Genomic DNA, 23,693 nt, shown 5'->3' with positions numbered 1-23,693 from the left:
CTCTGTACTCTGGGCTTTGACGGACTGAATGAAAACTAACACTGTTTATTCTGATGATTCTTTTGCGAATACTATTTTAATCCTATTTGTGATAATTGTCAAGAATCATTTTTTATTTTCAGCGTTTTAAACAATTGCCCAAAAGCCCATACAGCTATATATATCACTACTAATTGTAACACATTTTTCATGATTGTCAATGACTTGCAGTCATATTTCAGATGATTGTCACATCAGGAAAAATATCCCTGTACTGTAAATGGTATGTGCTTCGTGGAGATTTATGCAAAATATTCAACTATTTTCGCTAAGCAGTGCCAAATATATAGATGTCTACAAAGTTTTGCAAAGTGCATAAAAAACAGTTGATTTATTTGTCGGAATCCTTTATAATATCTTTGTTTGTGAACGGCGGAAACGTCCCTTTTAAGGGCAGAAATGAGGTACTCATGATAAAGCTGATAGCCACCGATCTTGACGGCACGATGCTTGATGACAGCAAGCGCCTGCCTGAGAATTTTGACACCGTATTACAGAATCTGAACAGCAAAAACATTCGCTTCGCAGTTTCCAGCGGACGCAGTTTCTGTACACTGAAACAGCAGTTCAAAAGATACATGGACGATCTTATTTTTATTTGCGATAACGGCGCTTACGTCTATGATAAGGGCGAGGTCGTATCGATGTCGGTGCTCCCCGATGACGCTGTACATAACATGGTGCGTTTCTGCGAAGAGCAGGATCTGCTGATACTACTGTGCGGAAAGCACGGCACATGGCATAACGGCAGAGAAGCCGCTGAGCTTGAAGAGATACGCAAGTACTACGTCAACGAGCAGTATATGGAAGATCTTTCCGCCTTTGATGATGAGATATTCAAGGTAGCTGTTTTTGAACGAAAGGGAAGTATCGAAACTACAGCATATCCCAAGCTTCGTGCCCGCTACGGCGAGTATTTCAACGTTCAGCTTTCGGGTGACCGCTGGGTGGATATCATGAACCGGGGCATAACCAAGGGCTCCGCACTCCACAAGATGCAGGACAGACTTGGCGTTGATTACGGCGAGACCATGTCTTTCGGAGATTACCTCAACGATATCGAGATGCTGGAAAATTCTTATTACAGTTTTTCTATGGAGAATTCTCATTCACTGGTTAAAAAGGCGGCGAATTTCTCCACAGGCTCAAATAATGATAACAGCGTGATGAAAGAGATAATAAAGCTTTGTTTTTAATAAACTGCCATAAGGCAGGTCTTGGGGTCGTGCTTTTTGCTGAAAGCTTGTGGGAGTCATGATCGACCAAATATGAAAATATTGCTGTAAGAAAAGCGAATAATTATTGACCGACCGAACTTTCTGAACTCGGGCTGGTCAATATTTTCTGCAAATTAAAAGAGCGTGGACGTGTGTGAACGTTCACGCTCAGTTTTTTAGCGATGACTGTGATTTATAAGCGGTGATATCTCCCGCGTTACCGATATTTCATCACTGCTCTCCATGGCTCAGCCCGCAGGGATAGTATCGTACTCACTGCCGTTGAGCTTTATTTTTGTCCTGCCACCGTTATTGCTGATGTTTTTGGCTGTGGTGATGTATCCCAGTGAGTTCGCAAGTTCAACACTCAGCGTGATGGCGTCGGTATAAAGGTCGGTACTGCCGTTTTTTGAACCAAAAGCCAGTGCTTTTGAACCGTCAGCTGTTATTTCAACATTGGCGTTTTCCATTTTAATATCCGAATCACCGCGGAGTGCCCCGAAGGCTGAAAGCTCGGAAGCATGGATATTCTCATGGATATTCATATGTTCGATATGGATATCGGCATCGCCGCAGGAAAGTGAGCCTACGCCTGCCGCCATCTGGCTGTTAAGGGTGACATTCACGCTGGAATAGATCATATGTATCTTTGCATTGCCGCCGACAGCGCCAATACCTACGTTAAAGGCTCCGTTGAGTGCCATTGAAAGGTCACAGCCCAGTATCTCGATCTTTGAATTGCCGTCAAAAGCACCTACACCAACGCTGGAGGCTCCTGCTGTATTGAATGTGTATCTGCCCCTGCCGATGGATATCTCACCGCCCCGTCCAGAGCCGATGCATACACCTGTATGGCTTTTGGCGCTGACCGAGATAGTGCCGTCATGCCCGAATTCAAGCCTGCCGTGGGCAGATGACAGGTCGTTGCCGATGCCGTAGTAGTCGGTGTCACCCAGCTGTATATCAAGATCGCCGTCACCCTCGGTATTGAATTTTGAGCTTTCGTCCACCCTGATGCCGCCGCCCGTGAGCCTGTTGTTTCCGTTAAGGCACAGGGTCACACAGCTTTCACTTCCGACATCTATACAGGGTCTGCCCGCGATGTTCGAAAGATGTGCGTTCTCCAGTACAACCATGCCATTGAAGCCGTCTGAGCATTGTATGTGTATGCCCGAATCGTAATTTCCCGAGCCTGCGATGGTTACATTGCCGTCATGGTACCTGAAACCGATGTGTATACAGCTGTAACCCTCTTTGCCAAGTCTTTCCAGAGATACCTTTTCGTACTTATCAGCAGTGTATATCTTCAGCCGTCTGCCGTCTTCAAGTTCGCGGCGGCACTCGATTATCTCCTGGCGGCGCTCATAGGGTATCTCGGGCAATATATCCGCCGCCGGACGTGCAGTATAGAAGCCCTGTATCAGGTCAACACCAAGCAGTATCACAGTTCGGAGCTCATCATAAGTCTCAACGCCCTCCGCAAGGGCTTTAAGGCCGTTCTCGTGGCAGAAATCTATTATCTCGCGGACGAAGTGCTTTTTATTGGTGTTGTTTGCTATATCTGTGATGAGTATTCTGTCTATCTTGACGAAATTAGGGGTGTACCTCAAAAGGTTGGATATATTTGAATATCCCGTGCCGAAATCGTCTATGGCTATGGGTATGCCGAGAGAATCGTATTTCTCCTTTATCTTTTCCAGCTTGCTGTCATCGAATTCGGAAATTTCGGTTATCTCGATGACCACTATATCAGCGTGTTCTTCAAGCAGAAGTTCTATCTCTTCTTCCTTTTCGGGGGAGGTACGCACGTTGGCTATACTGTTTATAAAAACGGGTCTGCCGCGGAGACTTTCGCTGTTATCTTTCAGCATGTTCAGCACGTTCAGGAAAGTGTACTCCTCTACTTCGCTCAGCCTTCCGGAAAGCTCTGCATATTTCAGTATATGGAATGGAGTTATCCCCTCTACGCCGTCAGCACGCATAAGGGCTTCGTATGCGAAGATCTGACCGTTATCTGCGCGTACTATGGGCTGAAAATGGTAGGTCAGCTGATTTACATCGAGCAGCTGCTGAACTTTCAGATACTCGCTCCTTGCCTTTCCCGAAAGCTCCGCCGCCTTGCCGGAACTCTCTTTTTCTTCAAGCTGCTGCATGATGCTGCGGGCGTATACGGAAAACGCCTGATGCAGCTCCATCAATCCGTCTTCATCCACATCGGCAAGCATAGCCTTGTATTTTTCGTCAAGGTCCACGAGCTCGCTCGTACTCCCCGCCCCTGACGCCTTTTCAAGGTATTCCTTCATCAGGAGTATACCTTTGCTTTTGCTGTTCATATTATCACCACTTTATAAAATTGCCATTAAATTTTTGTTCCACCGACTTCTTAACCTGAATATTTTAAGCACACAGACGTTTTTGTGCTTGATTACTAAAAAATACAAAATCACCCAAGATTATTAGTTATATTATACCATATATATTAATATTAGTCAAGCGCTTGGCAATAAGTTTTTCATTTTTACAAACTATAACAAGATATAATTAATTGAAAAATTTCAACAATAATATTGACTAAAATGTGAAAATATAGTATAATATAAATGAACTACTTTGATGATAAAACAACCCAAGAGGTGACGATCATATGACTAACGATAACAAACGATTTTCAATAAGAATTAAAATGTATATCTTTGTGACGCTGACGGTATTCGCAGTGGCGGCGGGTACTGCCATGATAGCTTTTAACACCAGTGTCAACCGCATAAACGCCTATTATAAGCAGTGTGCTTCCGATAATGCGAAGAATGTGGCGTACTTCATTGACGGTGATTTTCTTGCTGAACTGAAGGCAGTGGTGGAGGAGGAAAACTTTCAGAAGATAAGGGCAAAAGCCGCAGAAGATAATGATGATGCCCTCATCAAAGAATACCTCAGAGAGAAAGGGCTGTGGGAGCGTTTTTGCAGTACCCGTGATTATATATCGGCGTATATGGGCAATATCAAGGATATGAAATACATCTACGTAGTTGCCCGCGATAATGAGGAAACTGCAAAGGATATGTACCTCATTAGCGATGATTCCTCACCGCTCTTCAAGATAGGATACTGTGAAGAACGTGAGGAAGAGTCTCAGGAAATGGATCTTAATGACCTGTCCGAACCCAATATATCTAAGGGTGACTGGGGCTGGCTGTGCTCGGATTTTGAGCCTGTCTACGATTCAAAGGGCGAATGTTTATGTTTTGTGGGCTGTGATTTCGGTATGGATGATGTTATGAAAGCCAGAAACAGACTTCGTATCTACCTTGTTCTGGGTTCTCTGGGATTTGTGGCTGTGGTGCTGACAGGTGCTGTGCTATTCATCAACAAGCTGCTGATAAGACCTCTGGGCGCTATGACGCGGGAGATAAAAAAGTTCAAGCCCTCTGAACATCTCAGCTATGAAGAAGCAGGGGTCATTGACCTTGATATTGACCGCAATGACGAGATAGGGGAGATATACCGCTGTATTCGTCATATGGAGATAGATACTATCGATAAGCTTAACGACCTGTACAGCCTGCAGGCTGACAAGCTGAAAGCCGAAGCAGACATAAAGGCACAGCAGCAGCAGATAGGTCAGCTGAGTATCGAGACCTACAAGGATGCCCTGACAGGCGTGGGAAATAAGGCGGCATACATCAAAAAGACTGAGGATTTCACCGCTGAATATCCTAAGGAATTTGCCATTGTTATGGTGGATATGAACAATCTCAAACGGATAAACGATGAGTACGGACACAAGTCGGGAGACCATTATATAAAGGGCTGCTGCCGAATGATATGCGAGGCTTACAAGCATTCTCCCGTTTACAGGATAGGCGGCGACGAGTTCATTGTACTGCTGCAGGGCACAGATTATCAGAACCGACGCTCGATTTTTGAACAGGTGAAAAAGGTCTTTGAGGAAAGCTATTCTCACACCGAAGCCGACCCATGGGACAGATTTTCAGCGGCTGTGGGCATGGCAGAAAAGGCTTCTGATGATATGACGCTGGATTTCGTCTTCAAGCGTGCCGATAAAGCCATGTACGAAAACAAGACAGAATTCAAGAAAAAGTATGGCAGCTACAGATGATATATCTATATCATTAATTTGTTATAATATAAAAATTTATAAATCCTATTGACATTTAAATTCATATGTGCTATAATGATGGCAGTAGAAAGGTTAGCGTTTTTGAACAAAATCATATCACGAATTAACCTTTGCGATGTGCAATGCGGTGACGATTTTTGGCATTTTGCCATGGATCCAAAAGACTGCCGTATAGCGGTAAATGATGAAGTCTTTATTCATATGACGGACACATTTGCACGAACCACAGTATATGCGGACGGTATGTGGATAGTTTCGGCGTCATTTACAGAGAATGTTAAAGACCTTCTAAACTCTTTTCTCCAAAGCCGATGGGGCTGCTTTGAATTTTGTGTTATCAAGAAGCTTGCTCATTTCTCCTTTTGACCTTGCAGCCCGTCGGAAGAATATTATTCCGTTCATACGGATAAGATAAACAGCCCTCGTGAAGACGGGGGCTGTTGTTTTGCAATATGTTCTGCTGGTTTTTATGCCGTTTTCAGTTCAAAAACGGTCGGGGAGTATATTTTTCGCCCGAAACGAAATAGGTATATACGGAACGCTTTAGCACGCTAATACAAAAGTTGACAAAGTTGACACAAATTGACACTGTTTTGTCAACTTTTAAAAGCCCTATTTTACGGCGTTTAAGCCTTGTTTTTGAGAAAATTGACAATGTTGACAAGGTAAGGGGAAAAATGAAAAAATAGCAGGTAATTTCCAATATATGGTAAATTTACTTTTTTAAAGTATCCTTACTACCCTGTCAACTTTGTCAACTTTTATGTTTTTACCTCTGAAAGCCCTATTTTTCGGGGGTTATAAAGTTGACATTTTCGTGTCAACTTTTGTCAACTTTTGTCAATTTAGTGGTGGGATTGACTTGTATTCTCATTTCGTTGGTTTAATGGTTTTTGCAATTATATTATACCACAAAAAGAAGAGCTTGGCACTACCTTTCATTCAGGTCTGTGCCAGGCTCTTTTTCTTTGTTGGGGCTGCAACAGCCCCTTTTATCAATTGGGAGGATGTTTATTTATCCTTGATACTTTCGGTTATCATCCTACAGTAACAAATACACGATTCTTGATAGCTTCAGTTGTATTCCAAACACCGTTAACCCTTGCAGCGATAGCGACCTGATAGGATAAGCCGGGTGTCAGGTTTTTAGGTGTTACATAGCTGTTTGTAGTTATGTTTGAAGTCTGGACTCTCCACTTGCCTGCCAGATATACAGCGATACCATATCTGTCTGCGCCCTGTACCTTGTCCCATACGAACTGTATCTGGTGGTACTGAGTGTTGTAATTAACTCTTATATTCATGTCCGGAGAAGGAGCCGAGGTCTGCTGCTCTTTCACGAATACAGTGTAGTTCACAACATAGCCTGTCATGCCGTTTGTGCCGAGAACTACCTTATCGCCTGCATTGAAAGCCTTCTTGTAAGCTGTATATGTTACATCATTGCTTGAACGTGCTGTCAGGGAAGTTTTGGTATATCCGCTGAGCCAGTAGGGTATCATGCCTGCTGCTTCCTCACGGTCATCCACCATTACATAAACTTCAATACCCTTGTCAGCTGTGAACTCCGCAAGGTCTGCATCAGTGTTCTTTGAGTTGCAGGCTGTCATGATGTATTCGCTGTTCTGAAGTTCATAAGAGAGAGATGTATAGGTGAAATCTCTGTCACCGTAGATAAGTCCGCCTGTGGTGTTGGAATTCATCAGCTTCCAGCCGTCGGCATTTGCGCTGTCCCTGACGAGGAAGTTCTTTATCAGCTTGCCGTTAACAGGCTCGGGAGCAGAGCTGTTCAGCTTGATATTGGGTCTTGCGGGAACACCTGTCTCACTGCCCAGATAATAGCTGGGATGAGGAGGCTGATTGTAGGAGGACTGTTCGCAGCCTGCCTGCATACGGTACTGCATATCATGCATCAGTGTGGTCATGCGGTACTTTGTTTCGGTATTTGTGCAGAATACACGGAGTTTGGAATTATCTTCTGTACGGAGTACCAGTTCCTCACGCCAGTCGCCGAAGATATCAGCTGTAAGGCATGGAACAGCCTTTGTGCCGTTGTTTGAAGCACAGCCGTTAGCTGTGAATATGGTCTGATAGGAATCGACGCCTGTCATCTTGGTGATGTAGATATTGTCCAGCAGTTCGCGCTCAAGGTCGCCGTCCCAGTAGATAAGGAAGTTTGTGGAAGGCTGCTTGCTGCCTATCTGCTGACCCTTTGTATTATATACAGCGTATGCGGGTCTTGAACCCCAGAATTCAGCACCGCCATTGCCTGCCAGAACGTTGTCTGCACAGCATCTGCCGGTGTCCTTGTCGCCGTCATAGTGCCATATCTTGCTGCCGTTTCTGCCGTCGATAAGGGATATGCCGTAATTTCCGCTCTCGTGGCAGAGGAATACCTCGATACCCTCGTGATTGGGGTCAAGGTCGCCTACGTGCATGGCATCGCCGTGACCCAGCTTTGTTGACCACAGCAGACTGCCGTTATCATCAAAGCATGATGCGCCCATGCAGACTTCCTGCTTGCCGTCGTTATCGAAATCGGCTACCATTACGTTGTGGTTGCCCTGACCGTAAGCGGGGTCGCTGCTGTTGAATCCTGTATCGTACACCCAGCGCTTTGAAAGCTTGCCGTTGCGTACATCTATTGCGGAGAGTGAAAGTCTTGTATAATAGCCTCTGCCGTATACAGCCGAGGGGTGAACGCCGTCCAGATAAGCGATAGCTGAATTGTAGCGCTCACAGCGGTTGCCGTAGTTATCGCCCCATGTGCTTTTAGCAGTGTTGCCTGTTGCAGTACCTCTGGGTACGGGGAAATCTATGGTATCCAGTGCCTTGCCTGTTGCACCCTCGAAAAGTGTCAGGTACTCGGGGCCTGTCAGTACGGTTCCCGAACTGTCAACATAGTTTGCATACGCATTGCCGATAGCTTTGCCTGTGCCGTCAACTGTGCCGTCGCAGGTCTTGGTGATGAGTTCAGCCTTTCCGTCGCAGTCGAAGTCAGCCACGCACATCTGGGTATAGTGCTGACCTGCACGTATATTCTTTCCCATATCGATGCGCCACAGCTGCTGACCTGTGAGGGTGTAGCAGTCGATATACACCTTGCTTGTATAGCCTGTCTTTGAGTTATCCTGTGAATCATTGGGGTCCCACTTTACGAATATCTCATACTGTCCGTCGCCGTTGACATCGCCCACACAGCAGTCGTTGGGCGAATATTTGCTTGAATCGGGATTGTTCAGCGGGATATCGAAATAGTTAGAGCCCGATTTGAAAATGCAGTTATCCGAGGCTTTAAAACTGCCGTTTACGAAAGTATCCACACGGTATGTTGAATTTGAATTGCCGTAAGCGTCCCAGTAATTGGTAGCCTGACCTGCCTTGCTGGTGTAGATCAGAGTATTGTCGCGGTACAGGCGGAACTCGGTATCATCAGAGTCATTGGCGTTGAATCGCCAGCTGATGAACATACCGTTGCCCGACTTTATAGCGTAAATGCCGCGGTCGAGATACTCCATTATGGCGGTGCCGTTGCCGCCCTGACCGTATGCGGCGCTTGCAGTCAGCTGTGCTGTACCTGCAAAACCGCTCAGCGCAACGGACAGTGAAGCTGCTGCCGCTGCGATTCGTTTGAATGCACTTCTCATATTATACCTCCTGAAAAAATTATTGAGTTTATGCAACATCTTTTGTAAATTATAATAACATACTCCTTGAAAATTTACAACACCTATTTACAACTAATTTGTTGAATTTTTGTGTATATTCTGATAATTCTGAGAAATACTAACCAAAAACCGCGATGCATTTTGAAACTTATTGTAAGAATATCCGTTTATGTAATTTTTTTATCCTTTCCGTCCATTGCAGAGAGAGGATGCAGATCCATTTCGGAATAGACCGAAATCGAGCGTATGCAAAACAAATGCATACGCTCAGACTGTCTGATGATATTATTGTCGTTCCGAACTGCGCTATGAGTGGGGTGTTATCTACACCCCCGATAAGTCAGGTGCGCAGATAACGGGTCTGCCGTTTTTGATATCCAGCCGCAGATTTTTTTCGCAGCCCGAGAGTATACTATCACAGAGGATATCTTCGGCTTCCTGTTCGGCGAATCGGCGGATATCTCGGGCTGAACCGCCTGTGCTAAGGCATTTTTCGGCGGCATAGGCTTCACACTCGGGGGATATCTCAAGGGTATAGCCGAGTTCTGCGGCACGATTTGAAAGCTTTGCAAGCTCTTTGCGGGCGATACTGCATAGTGCCGTCCTGTTCAGCGGGTCAAAGACGATTATATCGTCCATACGGTTTATAAGTTCGGGGGAGAGAACCTTTTTAACAGCCCGTTCGATATCCCGCTGAAAACTTTCTCCGCCGCGGCTGAAAAATCCCGCGTGTTTGTTTTCAGCCAGTTCTGCCGCCCCTGCGTTGGTGGTGAGTATCACTGTCAGTTCAGAAAGTTCAGCCGTTCTGCCTGCGCTGTCGGTGATGACACCCTCTTCAAGCATTTGCAGAAGCACCCCGAAAATGTCCCTGTGGGCTTTTTCTATCTCATCAAAGAGAAGTACCCCGCAGGGACGGCGGCGGATAAGTTCCACCAGTCTTCCACCGTCCTCATAGCCCACATAGCCTGCGGGCGCACCTATCAGCTTGGCGACGCTGTGGGGCTCCATATACTCGCTCATATCCAGGCGGATAAGGCTGTCCCTGCCGCCTATGAGCTCGGAAAGCTCTCTTGCGAGAAGTGTCTTGCCGACACCTGCCGCTCCCGCGAAAACAAAACTGCCCACAGGTCTTCCGCCCCTGCCGAGACCAAGCCTGCGCCGCCTTACTGCCCTCGCTGCCGCCGCTACAGCCCTATCCTGACCTACAACTGCTTCACCCAGTTTTTCTTCGAGACACCTGAGAGTTTCACGTTCATAGGTATCGGGGGCTGTGCATTTTATCCCTGTACATCGGCTGACAGACTGCTCGACTATATCGCGGGTCAGGACGGTACGTCTGCGGGCGTTTGAGATCGCATCAAGATATCCGCTCCTGTCTATCTCGCCTGCCAGATACTTTTCAAAAGCCCGCTCGGGTATCTTATCAGTACCCGCTTCAAGCTTTGCCGCACTGCAGGCACCGTCAAGTAGTTCAACCGCCTTATCGGGGAAATGCTTATGCTTCATATAGCGCCCGCTGAGCTCAACCGCACAGCGGCATATCTCCGGGGATATGGTCACATCGTGGTGATCTTCAAGTTTACCTTTAAGTCCCATAAGCATTGTGTAAGTCGAATCCTCATCGGGTTCGCATATATCTACCCGACAGAAACGCCTGTCCATAGCGGCATCTTTTTCGATGGTGCGGCGGTATTCTTCTGGGGTGGTGGCACCTATTATCTGTATCCTGCCCCGTGCAAGGTCGGGTTTCAGGATATTTGCCGCGTCGATAGCGCCCTCTGCCGCACCCGCTCCCATGATGTTGTGCAGTTCATCTATAAAAAGTATGACGTTCCCCGCCTGTGAGGCTTCGTCAATACAGGCTTTAAGGCGTTCCTCGAAATCGCCGCGGTACTTTGCGCCCGCAAGAAGAAGTGTGATATCCAGTGCGAACAGCCTTTTATCTGCCAGCTGAGATGGCACGCTGCCCGAAACTATCTTAACCGCAAGCCCCTCGGCAATGGCTGTTTTACCAACACCCGCTTCACCCACCAGACAAGGGTCGTTCTTTCGGCGGCGGCAGAGTATCTCCATAATAAGGCGCAGTTCCTCATCACGCCCGATCAGAGGGTCAAAACCCAGACATACAGCTGGGTCGGTTAGTTCGGTGCCGTAGCGGGAAAGCGTTTTCAGCCGAGGATAATTCCTGCGGAGGACATCACTGCGGGTGCTTGTGAAGCTGTCGGAAGCTATCCTGCGTTCATCGGCACGAAGCCTGTGGAGTATCTGCAAAGCGCAGGAGTCCACACATCGGAGAAGTCCCGAAAGTATATGCTCGCTGCCCACGCTTTTTCCGCCAAGACGTTCAGCTGTTTCAAGTGCGGCACGGACATTCTCGGTCTTTGCACTTTCAGGTGTAACGCATGGTGTGCCCCTGCCGATAAGTTCATCTATCTCCCCGCTGACTTCCTCGTATGTCACACCGTACCGCCTGAGTACAGCTTCAGCCGCACCTCCGCAGCGGGTCATGGCAAGCAGGATATGTTCACTGCCCAGATAGGTGTGCCCCCTTTCTCCCGCAAGCACCGCCGCCCTGCGCAGGATTTCTCTGCCGGTCTCCGTGTAATTCTCATAGCTCATGCAAAACACCTCCGCTGAAAGTATAGGCTTATAAGATAAAAGTATTCACGAGCCGAGGAAATATGCCTGCGGAAGTTAACAAAGCAGCAAGCTTGTGTAAACTGGCAAACTATCCACGACAAGCCCGACGATTATAATTATGTGCAAATCTACCATCTCACTGCATTAATGTTTGTGGAAAATAACATCAAAAAAAACTCTTTCACCGGAACGTATATATATCGAGTGTTATTTTATCGACATTCTAAAATTGTACAAGGCATACTGCTCTCTTAAAATCAAAATCGGGAGTAATTTGCCTTGGCATACAATCAGGAAAAATAATTTCGGAGGGTAAAACTTTTATGAAAGTCAATTTTTTCAAATACTTAGGCATAGCATTATTGGTCATTATTATATGTTTCTTTATGGTCGGAATCCTGAACACAAAGGTTCCGATAACAGAACGATATAAGATCAAAAAATACGTCAGTGATAATTACAGTGCACTATCGGTGAGAAACATAAAGAAAACATCGGATAATGGATATGAATTATCCGTAGAATCTGATGGTTCAGAACTCTCTTTAAAACAGAGTATAAATTGTTACAAAAAACTGCTTGACCATATATCTGATGAAAAAATGTCATTAGCTAATGCTACTGTGACTTTTTCTATCAGAGAAAAAAATGATTCCGGTCCTGAAACAATTATTCTGTCTAATCATTCCGGGTTTTCAGATGATTTTAAATATTCAGCTCTGAGTTATGTTCATGTAGCTGATATTTCAAATAACCTTTTGATATTAAATGATTATGCAGAAGAAGTACAAGAACTGAGAATACTTGAAATATCTGATCCTGTTTTACCTGATCTTGAAAAGTTTGAAGCACTGAAAAGTTTAGTTATAGCAAATTGTTATAATTCAAAAGGAGAAGATATTATTTCAGATGAGTTAGTTGAAAGATTACAGGAAAAGGGTGTAGAGTACAACTGACCGTAAATTTGTTTTATAGAGAGAACAATAATATCGGCTATCCGCAGTAACCTTTTACCCGCCGCAGCATAATATGTACCATAAGGCTTACGGAGCCTTAAATAAACCACAAAGGAGAAATACTATGAACTTCGGAAATAACAACTTCTTCTGGATCATCATCCTTATCCTCATCATCTTTATGGCGGGCTGCGGCAACGATTGCGGATGTGGCTGCGGATGCGGCAACAACGGCGGTTGCGGCTGCTGATATCGGGGAAAATGCAAAGTGGGGACAGCTGTGCGGCTGTCCCCGCTTTTTTGCTGTCATAGTATAAGGCATATCAGCCCGGAACAGCCCTCGTTTATCATACGCTCAACCGTTTCTTTCAAGCGCATACGTGCATCATCGGGAAGCTTTGAAAGCTTGGTGTGAAGTCCGTCGCTGACAAGTTCGTGGAGAGATTTGCCGAATATATTGGAGCTCCAGATCTTGTCGGGGTCTTTCTCGAAATCGCTCATCATGTACATAACAAGCTCCTCGGATTGCTTTTCCGAACCCACTATGGGTGCGACCTCGGTGTTTATCTCGGTGCGCAGAAGATGTATGGCGGGTGCCTGTGCTTTCAGGCGTATGCCGTACTTTCCGCCCTGACGGATTATCTCGGGTTCTTCCATGGTGAGTTCATCGGGCTCGGGCATTACTATGCCGTATCCCGTGCGCTCCATCTGCGCTATGGCGTCCTTGTATTTAGCAAAGCGTTTGCGTATCTCAACAAGTTCAAGTATCCGGGGCAGAAGTTCGTTTTCACCGTTTATTTCAAGACCCGTAGCTTCGCCTATCACGCGGTAGAAAAGGTCGCTGAAAAGCTGTGCTGATATCACGGCCGAACCGTTTCCCGCATCGATGGTCTTTACCTCGCATTTTTCCATGTACTCACATTCACCGATGGTATCGGCACACGCCGCTATCTGCCTGAGAGTTTCAACTCCCTCGGCGGCTTCTCTTATATGGGCGAAGACGGCTTCTTTCAGCCAGTGACCCTTGCCAAGGGTGTTTATCCATTCGGGCATGGCTATGCCTATCTCCCGCACGGGGAATGAGTACAGCACGTTTGCCATTATGCCGCGGATATCCTCTTCTTCAAGTTCGGTGCAGTTCACGGGTATGACGTCCGTTTCGTACTTCTGGCTCAGTTCTTCGCACAGCCTGCGGGCTTCGTCGCTGTCGGGGTCAGAGGTGTTCAGCAGTACCGCAAAAGGCTTGCCTGCGGCTTTCAGCTCGCTTATTACCCTTTCTTCCGCTTCTTCGTATTCGTCACGTGGAAGTTCTGTAAAACTGCCGTCGGTGGTGATAACAAGCCCTATGGTGGAATGTTCGGCTATGACCTTGCGTGTGCCGACTTCTGCCGCCATGTTGAAAGGTATCTCCGTATCGAACCATGGCGTCATCACCATGCGGGGCGCTTCTTCCTCGATATACCCCTGTGCCGATGGTATTATGTACCCTACACAGTCTATCAGCCTCACATTGAAGCTTGCACCGCCTTCGAGTGATATGTTCACCGCTTCTTCGGGTATGAACTTCGGCTCTGTGGTCATTATGGTGCGTCCCCCTGCGGACTGTGGCAGTTCGTCCTGCGCCCTCTCACGGCGGTACTCACTGCCGATGTTGGGTATAACCAGTTTTTCCATGAACTGCTTTATGAATGTTGATTTGCCTGTTCTTACAGGTCCCGCAACTCCTATGTAGATATCTCCGCCCGTTCTGCGGGCTATGTCCGAATATATGTCCCTGCTCAATTCATTTGCCCCCTTATCCTCTTATAACTATCATTCTGCCGCCGTCTATGCTGTCAGCACCCTCGGGAAGACTGTTATCTTCCATAATGGCTTCCACAGTAGTCCGACAGCGCTTGGCTATATCCCAGATATCCTCGTTATCACCGCACCTGCAAAGCCTCAGCGCACAGCCGTTCCCGCGGGAGACAGGCTTCTCTTTATCCAGCTTCACACTGCCTGCAAGCTTCGTTCCTGCGCCGCCGAAAAGTCGGTAAACTATGCGTATATCCGTCCTGACCTTTATACTGCCGCCATCGCCAAGATAGTAGGAACAGCCTGCTGTCTCTGCATAAGCTTCAAGTGTGCAGGCGTTACAGCCCTCAGGAAAGGGGACTTCGGCTTCGTAGGGGCTCTGACCCTCTATGCAGAAAAGTCCGCCCTCACTGCCCTCGCCCATGACAGAACAGGTCACACTGCCCGATATGCGGAAAGTGCCGTTTTCAGCCCTGACAGCGGGGCGTGTACAGTACGCGTAATGGTCATATACTGCCCCCACTGTGCCGTCGGGGGCGATAAGGGTACATTCCGCGGTGCAGGAGAGTTTCTCCTCTCCGCCGCTGTCTGCTGATATCTCTACCATGTCGTCGGGCTGACAGTCGTACTCGGTGGAGTAAACGTCCGTCACCCCCACCCCTGTGCCGAGCTTTTCGGCAATGCAGAAAACATTCAGGTCGAGTTCCCACTCGGCGGTCTTTTCTTCACCGCTCCCCGCCGCAAGACCACAGCCCGCAGGCATTACCCTCACGCTGACAGTGAAGCTGTCATCAAGTCCCTCCATATCTATTATGCGGCTGAAAGGCAGGGTAAATCGGAGATTTTGCACGCAGTCCGCACCTGTTTTGTCAATGCAGGCGCAGAGGGCTTCAAGTTCGGCTTCGCCTTTTACCGCCAGCTTTCCCGCAACTATTCGCTGTTCCGTCCGTGTGACTGTACAGCCTGTTCGCAGGATCGTTCCCAAAGCAGGTTTGTCATCGGGGAGAGAAGTCTGCTGAATGACTGTTATCCGTTTGTAAGCCGAAAGTCTTTTCACAGGATAAGTGACGGTCTGTCTGCGAAGCTGTATACCACAGCCCGTGCCCCCTGTGATAACTGTCTTTTCGCGGCGGCAGCTGACCTTTACGGCGGCGCACACCGTCCCTCGGACATCTATCCTCCTGCTGCCCTTTGCCCTGCACGACACACCGCGGCAGGCAAGGTCTATCATCACTTCCGGTGAATCACATTCGCCCTCAACGTCGATGGTGCGGCTTATCTCGGCGTTCTGCTCGATGCAGTTTATGCGCCTGCTGCCCTCGGTGAGATACAGTACCCTGACCGTTACCGTGACATCAAATGTCAGCCGTCCTCCGCTGATACTCTGTGAAGCAAGCCGTGGTTCTGCCGTACACCTTAGTATGCGGAAAACATCGGGGTAGTAGTCGGGCAGGACTATGTCCCGTTCAAGCGGAAGCTCCTCGGTGCAGTCGAGTGCTTTTTCCATCACGCAGACAGTGTCTGATGTAAGTCTGAGTTCATCGTTCATATCTGTTTCCTCCTGTTTCTCGGATTGCCTTTTGCTATAAACATCATATGCCCTGCTTTTCAGGTTTATTCCAATTTGCCGATACGTCTTTACATTCGGCTGAAAATGTGCTATGATACTAAAAATGATATTTGCGGAGGTGGCACTATGCTGAGATTTCTTGGCAGAGGTTCGGCTTTTAATACTGATAACAACTGTGCGTTTTTTGCACTTGGCGGCAAACTTTTTCTGCTGGACTGCCCCATGTCGGCTTTCCATAAAATGCGCATAGCAGGGGCTGAAAAGCTGGCTGGCGGACGACCCGAGAATATCACCGTGCTTATAACTCACACTCATTCCGACCACATAGGCGGGCTGGGTATGCTTGTGCATTTCAGCTTTTTTGTCTGGCATATCCCTGTTGTGGTGATCGCGGCTAACGACGATATCAGGCAGGATATCAGCTATGTGCTTGAAAGACTTGACGGCTGTGACAGTTCTGCATATACCATCATTTCTCCCGAAGATACGGGATTCACACCTGTTGCTGTGAATCATGCGCTCCCCCTCCAAGGCAGGTGCTTCGGGTGGAGTTTTGATATTGACGGACAGCGTGTGGTCTTCACAGGTGATACATCTTCCCTTGAACCATTCATGCCCTATCTTACAGACGGCGCATACCTCTACACTGAGGCTTCTGCCTATGATTCCCCCGTACATCTTCACATAGATAAGCTGAGAGCCCTTATGCCCGAACTGAAAAGCAGGAACGTTAAAGTTTTCATAATGCACCTCGATGATGAAGAAGCTCTGTGTTCAGCCGCCGAAAAGATAGGTGCGGTTCCTGCACCGCTGTACATTCAGGCAGATAATTAAAAAACTATTGCATTTGTGCGAAAAATATGTTATACTGAACATCAGAAAATGAATTACCGCAGTGCAGGCATAAATCCCGCACGCGATGAATAATATATACCGAACAGACGGCAGTACTGCGGGTGCTGTGCAGTCGGGCTGACAGGCAGCAGACGATGCATCTGCGGGACAACGTTGTTCCGCAGGTGTATTTTTATAGGAGATGATATTATGAGCGCTGAGATCATAGAAACAGACAACAAGCTTGAAAAAGAGGCGATGAAAGTATCGGTAGTGAGCATCATCGTGAATATAGCCCTTTCTCTGCTCAAACTTCTGGCAGGTATACTTGCAAAGTCCGGCGCGATGATATCTGATGCAGTACATTCGGCTTCTGATGTTTTCAGCACTTTTGTGGTGATAATAGGCGTGAAGCTGGCAGGCAAACAGCCCGACAAGGAACACCCCTACGGTCACGAGAGGCTGGAGTGCGTAGCATCGGTAATACTGGCTGTGGTTCTGGCAGGTACGGGAATCGGCATAGGTGTCAAAGGCGTACAGAATATAGCAGGCAGTCAGAACGGAAAGCTTGTGGTGCCGGGGGCGCTGGCACTTGTGGCGGCGGTAGTATCCATAATTGCTAAGGAACTTATGTACCACTACACCAAGCGCACGGCGGTTAAGATAAACTCCGGGGCGCTGATGGCTGATGCTTGGCATCACCGCTCGGATGCACTTTCATCCATCGGTTCATTTGCGGGTATACTCGGTGCGAGAATGGGTCTGCCTGTGCTTGACCCTCTTGCAAGCGTGATAATCTGCGTTTTCATCGAAAAAGCGGCACTTGAGATCTTCATTGACGCTGTCAACAAGATGATAGACAGATCCTGCAGTGATGATACCGTTACTAAAATGCAGGAAGTCATACTTGACACAGAGGGCGTACTGGGGATCGATGAACTGAAAACAAGACTTTTCGGCGCTAAGATATACGTTGAAGTCGAGATACGCATGGATCCGGACAAAACACTTGTTGAAGCCCATGACACGGCTGAAATGGTCCATGACATGATCGAAAAGACTTTTCCGGAGGTAAAGCACTGTATGGTACACGTTAATCCGGATATCCCTGATTAAAGAGCGGTAATATTTTCACTTCATTTTCGTCAAAATCCGCTTGCAAATGACACAGGATTGTGCTATACTGGTAATATTGAATTTCCGTACAAAGAGGGTCAAGTATAGATGAAAAATAAATTGCGTGTTATATCGGCACTGCTGTGTGCTGTGCTGATATTTGCTGATATAGGCAGCTTTTCGGCATCTGCTCTCAGCTTTGTGCCCACTGCTGTGGACGCTGACGGTGAGCGCAGGGATATAAAGCTGTATTCCGAATGCGTTTATATGGTGAATATGGACAGCGGCGATGTCATAGTTGATATCAACGGCGAAAAGGAAGTCCCTCCCGCCTCACTGACAAAGCTTATGACGGCTGTTGTTCTTCTGGATGAACTGGGCGGCGATGAAAGCACCCTGAAAAACAGGATGATGTCCGCAGGCACCGAAGCCTTTGATGAACTTTACGATACAGGTGCGGCGACCGCCGATATACAGCCCAACGAATCTGTCAGCGCTTACGACCTGCTGGCGGCACTGCTGATACCATCAGCCTGTGAAGCCGCGAATATAATCGCCATAAACGTGGGCGGAAACGTTCCCGCATTCGTGGATATGATGAACGAAAAATCTGCCGAACTGGGGCTGAAACATACCCATTTTTCAAACGCTCACGGTCTGTTCACTCAGCAGAATTTCTCCACTGCAAAGGATATCTCCACCATATGCAGGTACGCTCTTAACAAGTACCCGGTTTTCAGGGAACTTGTGGGCAGTCCCTCATTCACGATGGCACCTACCGACTATCACCCCGAGGGCACATATATAGTCAGCACCGACTATATGATAAACGAGTTCACCGATTACTACTACACCAACTGCCGCGGTATAAAGACGGGTACTACCGAAGCCGCAGGACGCTGTTTTGCAAGCTATGCCACCTTTGACGGCATGACCTATATGGCAGTAACGATGGGTGCGCCTATGGAGAAGCTCCCCGAAGATATCAAAAAAGGCGAAGAAGACCCCGATTCCATGTATGCTGACGATGTGGTCTACTATAATTTCATCGACCATATAAATCTGTACGAATGGGCTTTCGATACCCTTGTGCAGAAGGATTTCATCAACGAATTCAGCGAAGTCAGGGACGTAAAAGTCGGCTACGGAAAAAAGCGCGATTATGCAAACCTCAAACCCGCCTGCGGATACAGCCGTATGTGGCCTGCGAATATCCCCATCGATGATGTTGAAAAGAAGATAACCGTGCTGGATAACATAGTCGCACCAGTTGAAGAGGGCGATGTGCTGGGCAAGATGGAACTTTCCTACAAAGGCGAAACTCTTGCAGTTATAGACCTTATCTCCACCACAAAAGTTGAACGTTCACCCGTAAAGGAAAGGGCAAGAGTGGTAAAGGCGTATTTCGGCTCAAAGCTTTTCAAAATAACGGGTACAATAGTGCTGGTATGTATAGGCTTGTACTGCGTGCTGTGTTTCCTGATAGCGCAGAGAAAGTATCTGAGAAAACTCAATCCCTCTGCTGACAGCAGATATGATGACAGCGATGATGACTGAATTAAAACGTGAAGTATCTCGAATAGAAATAGACAGACGGGAGATGTAAAGGAAAGGAACAGTTTTATGCTGAAAAGGATCGTATGTATAGCCGCAGCGGCACTTACGGCGTTTATGTCGGGCTGTACCGCGAAAAAAAATAAAGTCAGCATTGACGAAGTCGGTGACGGACTGACGATATACAGCTTTCAGGCAGGCAAGGCCGATGCCGAACTCATTTACGGCGATGACTGGGCAGTTCTTATCGACTGCGGCGAAAAGGGCTTCGGCAAGCATATAGTTACTTATATGGAAGAAAACGGCATCAAAAAGCTGGATTACCTTATCATAACCCACTTTGATAAAGACCATGTGGGCGGTGCGGCAAAGGTGCTGAGATCCTGTGAGGTCGGTGCTGTACTCCAAAGCAATTCCCCGAAGGAGAGCGATGAGTACGACAATTATCTTGAAGAACTGAAAAATAAAGATATTACTCCCCAGACCGTCCGCGAGGAACTCAGTTTTACTCTCGGCGATGCTGAATTCACGGTAGACCCTCCTAAACAGGAAGCGTACGAAAAATCTCCCAGCAATAATTCTTCTCTCATAACTGAGGTGTCATTGGGCGAAGTTGATATGCTTTTCGCAGGAGATGCGGAGAATGACAGGCTTGCAGAGTTCACCGCAAGCAACGATAAAACCTACCGATTTGTCAAAGTGCCTTACCACGGACACTGGCAGAAACAGCTGAAACCCTTTGCCGAAGAGATCAAGGCAGATATCGCAGTGATAACGAGTTCCGAAGATGAACCCGAGGATAAGGAAACGGTAGATCTGTTCAAAAAATGCGGTGCTGAGATCTTTCTGACGAAGACAGACAGCGTTATCGTAAAATGCGACGGCAAGAACATAGCAGGGGAATATAATTCATAATTCATAACACTAAAAGCGAAGCGTTAGTGTGTTCATTAATTGTTGGAAGGACAACCACGAAGTTTGGTAAGTATGCCAAGGAAGGGAGCTTTGGCTCAAGCCTTTCGCGAAAGGCTTGCGGGAAGCTCGAAGGGCAGAGCCCTTCGGTCAAGGCACAAATGCGACGTGGCAACCGTGCTGTAAATAGGACAGCAAACTTCCCGCCAAATAAAGGCGCGGCAATAACAACAATATGAGCGTGGACAAATCAACCGTCCACGCTCTTTCTGTCTGCGTGAGATATTGCCGCGCCCGAAATCAACGGCGTTAGCTCGTTGATTTCTCGACCCGAGGAACGAGGGGCGACCAATGTCCACCGCAGTCCTCACAAAACATACAAACCATAAATGTAAAATTTATATGAACTCACTTTACAAACAACAGAATATAGTGTATAATAAATAAGTCATATTGTGCGGATAGCGCACAGGCATAAGTATCCCTGCATCAGAATACGGGTCACGCTTCGGTAAGAAGAATGTACCTGCCGTATGCCGATGCAGAGGAAAATATTTTAAGAAAGAGGTACAAAATTATGCTGAGAAAAGACGAAAAGACAGCCGTTATCGAGGCTAACAGAACTCATGAGACCGACACAGGTTCCCCCGAGGTACAGATCGCTATACTGACCAAGAGGATCAGCGACCTGACAGAACACCTGAAGGTCCACAAGAAGGATAACCACTCCAGAAGAGGTATGTACAAGATGATCGGTAAGAGAAGAAACCTTCTCAACTACCTGAAGAAGAACGACATCGAGAGATACAGAACTATTATCGAGAAGCTGGGTATCCGTAAGTAATCAAGTTAAGATCATCAAGGCAGAGGCGGCTGTCCGCCACTGCCTTTTGGTGTTTTTAAAAACAGTAAAATTATGTTCGCGTGATGGTTTTTTAGCATTGAACGGAGAGTGTAAAAGTCGGGAAAATCTGCACTCTGCGCTTTATGCTAAAGCCTTTGCCGGACAGCGTTAAGGAGGATAATCAATATGTTTGAGAACGCAAGGACTTTTGAAACTACTTATGCAGGCAGACCTGTCGTTGTTGAAACAGGCAAGACCTGCGGACTTGCAAACGGCTCATGCTGGGTAAGATACGGCGAGACCGTTGTAATGGCTAACGTTACAGCTTCCAAGAAGCCCCGTGAGGGCGTTGACTTCTTCCCTCTTTCAGTTGATTTTGAGGAGAAGATGTATGCAGTAGGCAAGATCCCCGGCTCTTTCACTAAGCGTGAGGGCAAGGCAAGCGATAAGGCTATACTGACTTCAAGATGTGTTGACAGACCTATCAGACCTCTGTTCCCCAAGGACATGAGAAACGATGTAACTGTTGTTATGACAGTACTGGCTGTTGACCCCGATAACTCACCCGAGATCACAGGTATGATCGCTGCTGCTATCGCTATCTCTATCTCCGATATCCCGTGGAACGGACCTGTTGCTTCCATCAACGTTGGCTATGTTGACGGCGAGCTGGTTCTGAACCCCACTCTGGAGCAGAGAGCTAATAACAAGCTGAACCTGACAGTTGCAGGTTCTGCCGAGAAGATCGTTATGATCGAAGCAGGCGCTGAGGAGATCCCCGATGATTTGATGCTGAAGGCTATCGAGACAGGTCATACCGAGATCAAGAAGATGGTCGAATTCATCAAGGGTATCCAGAAGGAGATCGGCAAGCCTAAGTTCGAGTTCGAGTCCATGGAAGTTGACCACGACCTCTTCGATGAGATCGAGGCTATGGTAGGCGAGGACGTCAAGAAGGCTCTCGATACCGATGACAAGAACGTAAGAGATGCAAGAATGCAGCCTATATATGATGCAGTTCATGAGAAGTATGACGAGCAGTATCCCGATCAGGGCGCTATGCTTGAGGAAGTTCTCTACAAGCTGCAGAAGAAGATCGTTAGAAACTGGCTCTATGAGGGCAAGCGTGTTGACGGCAGAGGCATCGACGAGATCAGACCTCTCGCTGCTGAAGTTGGCGTACTGCCCAGAGTTCACGGTTCAGGTATCTTCACCAGAGGTCAGACACAGGTAATGACTATCTGTACTCTCGGCCCTGTTTCCGATGCTCAGAAGCTTGACGGTCTTGACGAGGAGACCAGCAAGAGATATATGCACCAGTACAACTTCCCCAGCTACTCTGTTGGTGAGACAAGACCTTCAAGAGGCCCCGGAAGACGTGAGATCGGTCACGGCGCACTGGCTGAAAGAGCTCTTGTTCCTGTACTGCCCAGCGTTGAGGAATTCCCCTACGCTATCAGATGCGTATCCGAGGTGCTTTCTTCCAACGGTTCAACTTCTCAGGGCTCTATCTGCGGTTCTACCCTCGCTCTGATGGACGCAGGCGTTCCGATAAAGGAACCCGTTGCAGGTATCTCCTGCGGCCTTATCACCAAGGAAGACGGCAGCTGGATGACAATGGTAGATATCCAGGGTCTTGAAGACTTCTACGGCGATATGGACTTCAAGGTAGGCGGTACCAAGAACGGTATCACCGCTATCCAGGTCGATATCAAGGTCGATGGTCTGACTATGGATATCATCGCAAGCGCATTCGAGAAGACAAGAAAAGCAAGAATGTATATCCTTGATGAGATCATGCTCAAGGCTATCCCCGAGGTTAGACCTGAGGTAAGCAAGTGGGCTCCAAAGATGCTCTCCACCAAGGTTCCTGTTGATAAGATCAGAGAAGTTATCGGTTCAGGCGGAAAGGTTATCCAGAAGATCTCCGCTGAGTGCGATGTCAAGATCGATATCTCCGAGGACGGCAGCGTATTTGTCAGCGGTCTCGATAAGGAGAAGGCACAGGCTGCTATCAACATCATCAACACTATCGCAAACGATCCCGAGATCGGCGCTATCTACAAGGGCAAGGTAGTTCGTATCATGAACTTCGGCGCATTTGTTGAGATCGCTCCCGGCAAGGACGGTCTTGTACATATCTCCAAGCTGGATAAGCAGAGAGTTGAAAAGGTAGAAGACGTTGTATCCATCGGCGACGAGATCGTTGTTAAGGTAATGGAGATCGACGATCAGGGCAGGATCAATCTGTCCAGAAAGGACGCTCTCGCTGATCTTGCAAAGAGAGCTGCCAACAAGGAATAATTTTTAAGAATAATTGCTTTATGCAGGACGTGTCTACGGGTGCGCCCTGCATAGCTGTAATTATATGAAATTGAGTCGGGTTACGGGATATTCGCATAACAGAA

At 47.4% G+C, this 23,693-nt stretch carries 15 protein-coding genes and 1 riboswitch; of the genes, 10 read left to right on the top strand and 5 right to left on the bottom strand.

What is annotated here, in order from left to right; translation table 11 throughout:
• Window positions 1-449 precede the first annotated feature (449 nt).
• Window positions 450-1,235, top strand: coding sequence for an HAD family hydrolase (locus N773_RS0110230; RefSeq protein WP_024857701.1), 786 nt, complete (start codon window positions 450-452; stop codon window positions 1,233-1,235).
• Between the two features lie 269 nt (window positions 1,236-1,504).
• Here N773_RS0110230 and N773_RS0110225 read toward each other — a convergent pair whose 3' ends face one another.
• Window positions 1,505-3,589, bottom strand: coding sequence for an EAL domain-containing protein (locus N773_RS0110225; protein WP_024857700.1), 2,085 nt, complete (start codon window positions 3,587-3,589; stop codon window positions 1,505-1,507).
• 311 nt (window positions 3,590-3,900) lie between these two features.
• Here N773_RS0110225 and N773_RS21250 point away from each other — a divergent pair, with 311 nt between their 5' ends.
• Entirely contained in the window at window positions 3,901-5,376 is a 1,476-nt protein-coding gene (locus tag N773_RS21250) for a GGDEF domain-containing protein (protein WP_024857699.1), read from the top strand.
• A 1,058-nt stretch (window positions 5,377-6,434) separates the two neighbouring features.
• Here N773_RS21250 and N773_RS0110210 read toward each other — a convergent pair.
• Together N773_RS0110210 and N773_RS0110205 are read right to left on the bottom strand one after the other, a co-directional pair.
• Complete coding sequence (locus N773_RS0110210; protein WP_024857697.1) at window positions 6,435-9,044, bottom strand: rhamnogalacturonan lyase; 2,610 nt, start codon at window positions 9,042-9,044, stop codon at window positions 6,435-6,437.
• 345 nt (window positions 9,045-9,389) lie between these two features.
• Window positions 9,390-11,684 (bottom strand): AAA family ATPase, encoded by a 2,295-nt coding sequence (locus N773_RS0110205; RefSeq protein ID WP_024857696.1) that lies wholly within the window; start codon window positions 11,682-11,684, stop codon window positions 9,390-9,392.
• A gap of 344 nt (window positions 11,685-12,028) precedes the next feature.
• On the opposite strand from N773_RS0110205, the gene N773_RS0110200 reads away from it, so the two are divergent.
• Window positions 12,029-12,661 carry a hypothetical protein gene (locus N773_RS0110200; protein WP_024857695.1) on the top strand — a complete coding sequence of 211 codons (633 nt, stop codon included), beginning with the start codon at window positions 12,029-12,031 and terminating at the stop codon, window positions 12,659-12,661.
• A 124-nt stretch (window positions 12,662-12,785) separates the two neighbouring features.
• A complete protein-coding gene (locus N773_RS23280; protein WP_278245343.1) occupies window positions 12,786-12,911 on the top strand; it encodes a hypothetical protein in 126 nt (41 codons plus the stop codon).
• Between the two features lie 56 nt (window positions 12,912-12,967).
• Here N773_RS23280 and spoIVA read toward each other — a convergent pair whose 3' ends face one another.
• Both spoIVA and N773_RS0110185 read right to left on the bottom strand, forming a co-directional pair.
• Complete coding sequence (spoIVA, locus tag N773_RS0110190; protein WP_024857694.1) at window positions 12,968-14,443, bottom strand: stage IV sporulation protein A; 1,476 nt, start codon at window positions 14,441-14,443, stop codon at window positions 12,968-12,970.
• A 13-nt stretch (window positions 14,444-14,456) separates the two neighbouring features.
• On the bottom strand, window positions 14,457-16,004 hold the full coding sequence (locus N773_RS0110185; protein WP_024857693.1) for a DUF3794 and LysM peptidoglycan-binding domain-containing protein: 1,548 nt from the start codon (window positions 16,002-16,004) through the stop codon (window positions 14,457-14,459).
• 147 nt (window positions 16,005-16,151) lie between these two features.
• Here N773_RS0110185 and N773_RS0110180 point away from each other — a divergent pair, with 147 nt between their 5' ends.
• The 6 genes from N773_RS0110180 (at window position 16,152) to N773_RS0110155 (ending at window position 23,589) form a co-directional block, all read left to right on the top strand.
• Window positions 16,152-16,859 (top strand): MBL fold metallo-hydrolase, encoded by a 708-nt coding sequence (locus N773_RS0110180; protein WP_024857692.1) that lies wholly within the window; start codon window positions 16,152-16,154, stop codon window positions 16,857-16,859.
• Between the two features lie 89 nt (window positions 16,860-16,948).
• A riboswitch (NiCo riboswitch) is annotated at window positions 16,949-17,035 on the top strand.
• Window positions 17,036-17,069: 34 nt separating this feature from the next.
• The gene (locus N773_RS0110175; protein ID WP_080678334.1) at window positions 17,070-17,975 is read left to right on the top strand and encodes a cation diffusion facilitator family transporter; all 906 of its coding nucleotides are present in this window, start codon (window positions 17,070-17,072) and stop codon (window positions 17,973-17,975) included.
• Window positions 17,976-18,083: 108 nt separating this feature from the next.
• Window positions 18,084-19,532, top strand: coding sequence for a D-alanyl-D-alanine carboxypeptidase family protein (locus tag N773_RS0110170; protein ID WP_024857690.1), 1,449 nt, complete (start codon window positions 18,084-18,086; stop codon window positions 19,530-19,532).
• Window positions 19,533-19,598: 66 nt separating this feature from the next.
• Entirely contained in the window at window positions 19,599-20,444 is an 846-nt protein-coding gene (locus N773_RS0110165) for a ComEC/Rec2 family competence protein (RefSeq protein WP_024857689.1), read from the top strand.
• Between the two features lie 574 nt (window positions 20,445-21,018).
• A complete protein-coding gene (gene rpsO, locus N773_RS0110160; RefSeq protein ID WP_024857688.1) occupies window positions 21,019-21,285 on the top strand; it encodes a 30S ribosomal protein S15 in 267 nt (88 codons plus the stop codon).
• A 186-nt stretch (window positions 21,286-21,471) separates the two neighbouring features.
• Window positions 21,472-23,589 carry a polyribonucleotide nucleotidyltransferase gene (locus N773_RS0110155; protein ID WP_024857687.1) on the top strand — a complete coding sequence of 706 codons (2,118 nt, stop codon included), beginning with the start codon at window positions 21,472-21,474 and terminating at the stop codon, window positions 23,587-23,589.
• Window positions 23,590-23,693: the final 104 nt, after the last annotated feature.

It is taken from the genome of Ruminococcus albus AD2013 (genome assembly GCF_000526775.1).
Classification (GTDB): domain Bacteria; phylum Bacillota; class Clostridia; order Oscillospirales; family Ruminococcaceae; genus Hominimerdicola; species Hominimerdicola alba_A.
Note: the sequence above shows the minus strand (reverse complement) of the source record. Positions and strands in the feature narration are given on the sequence as shown.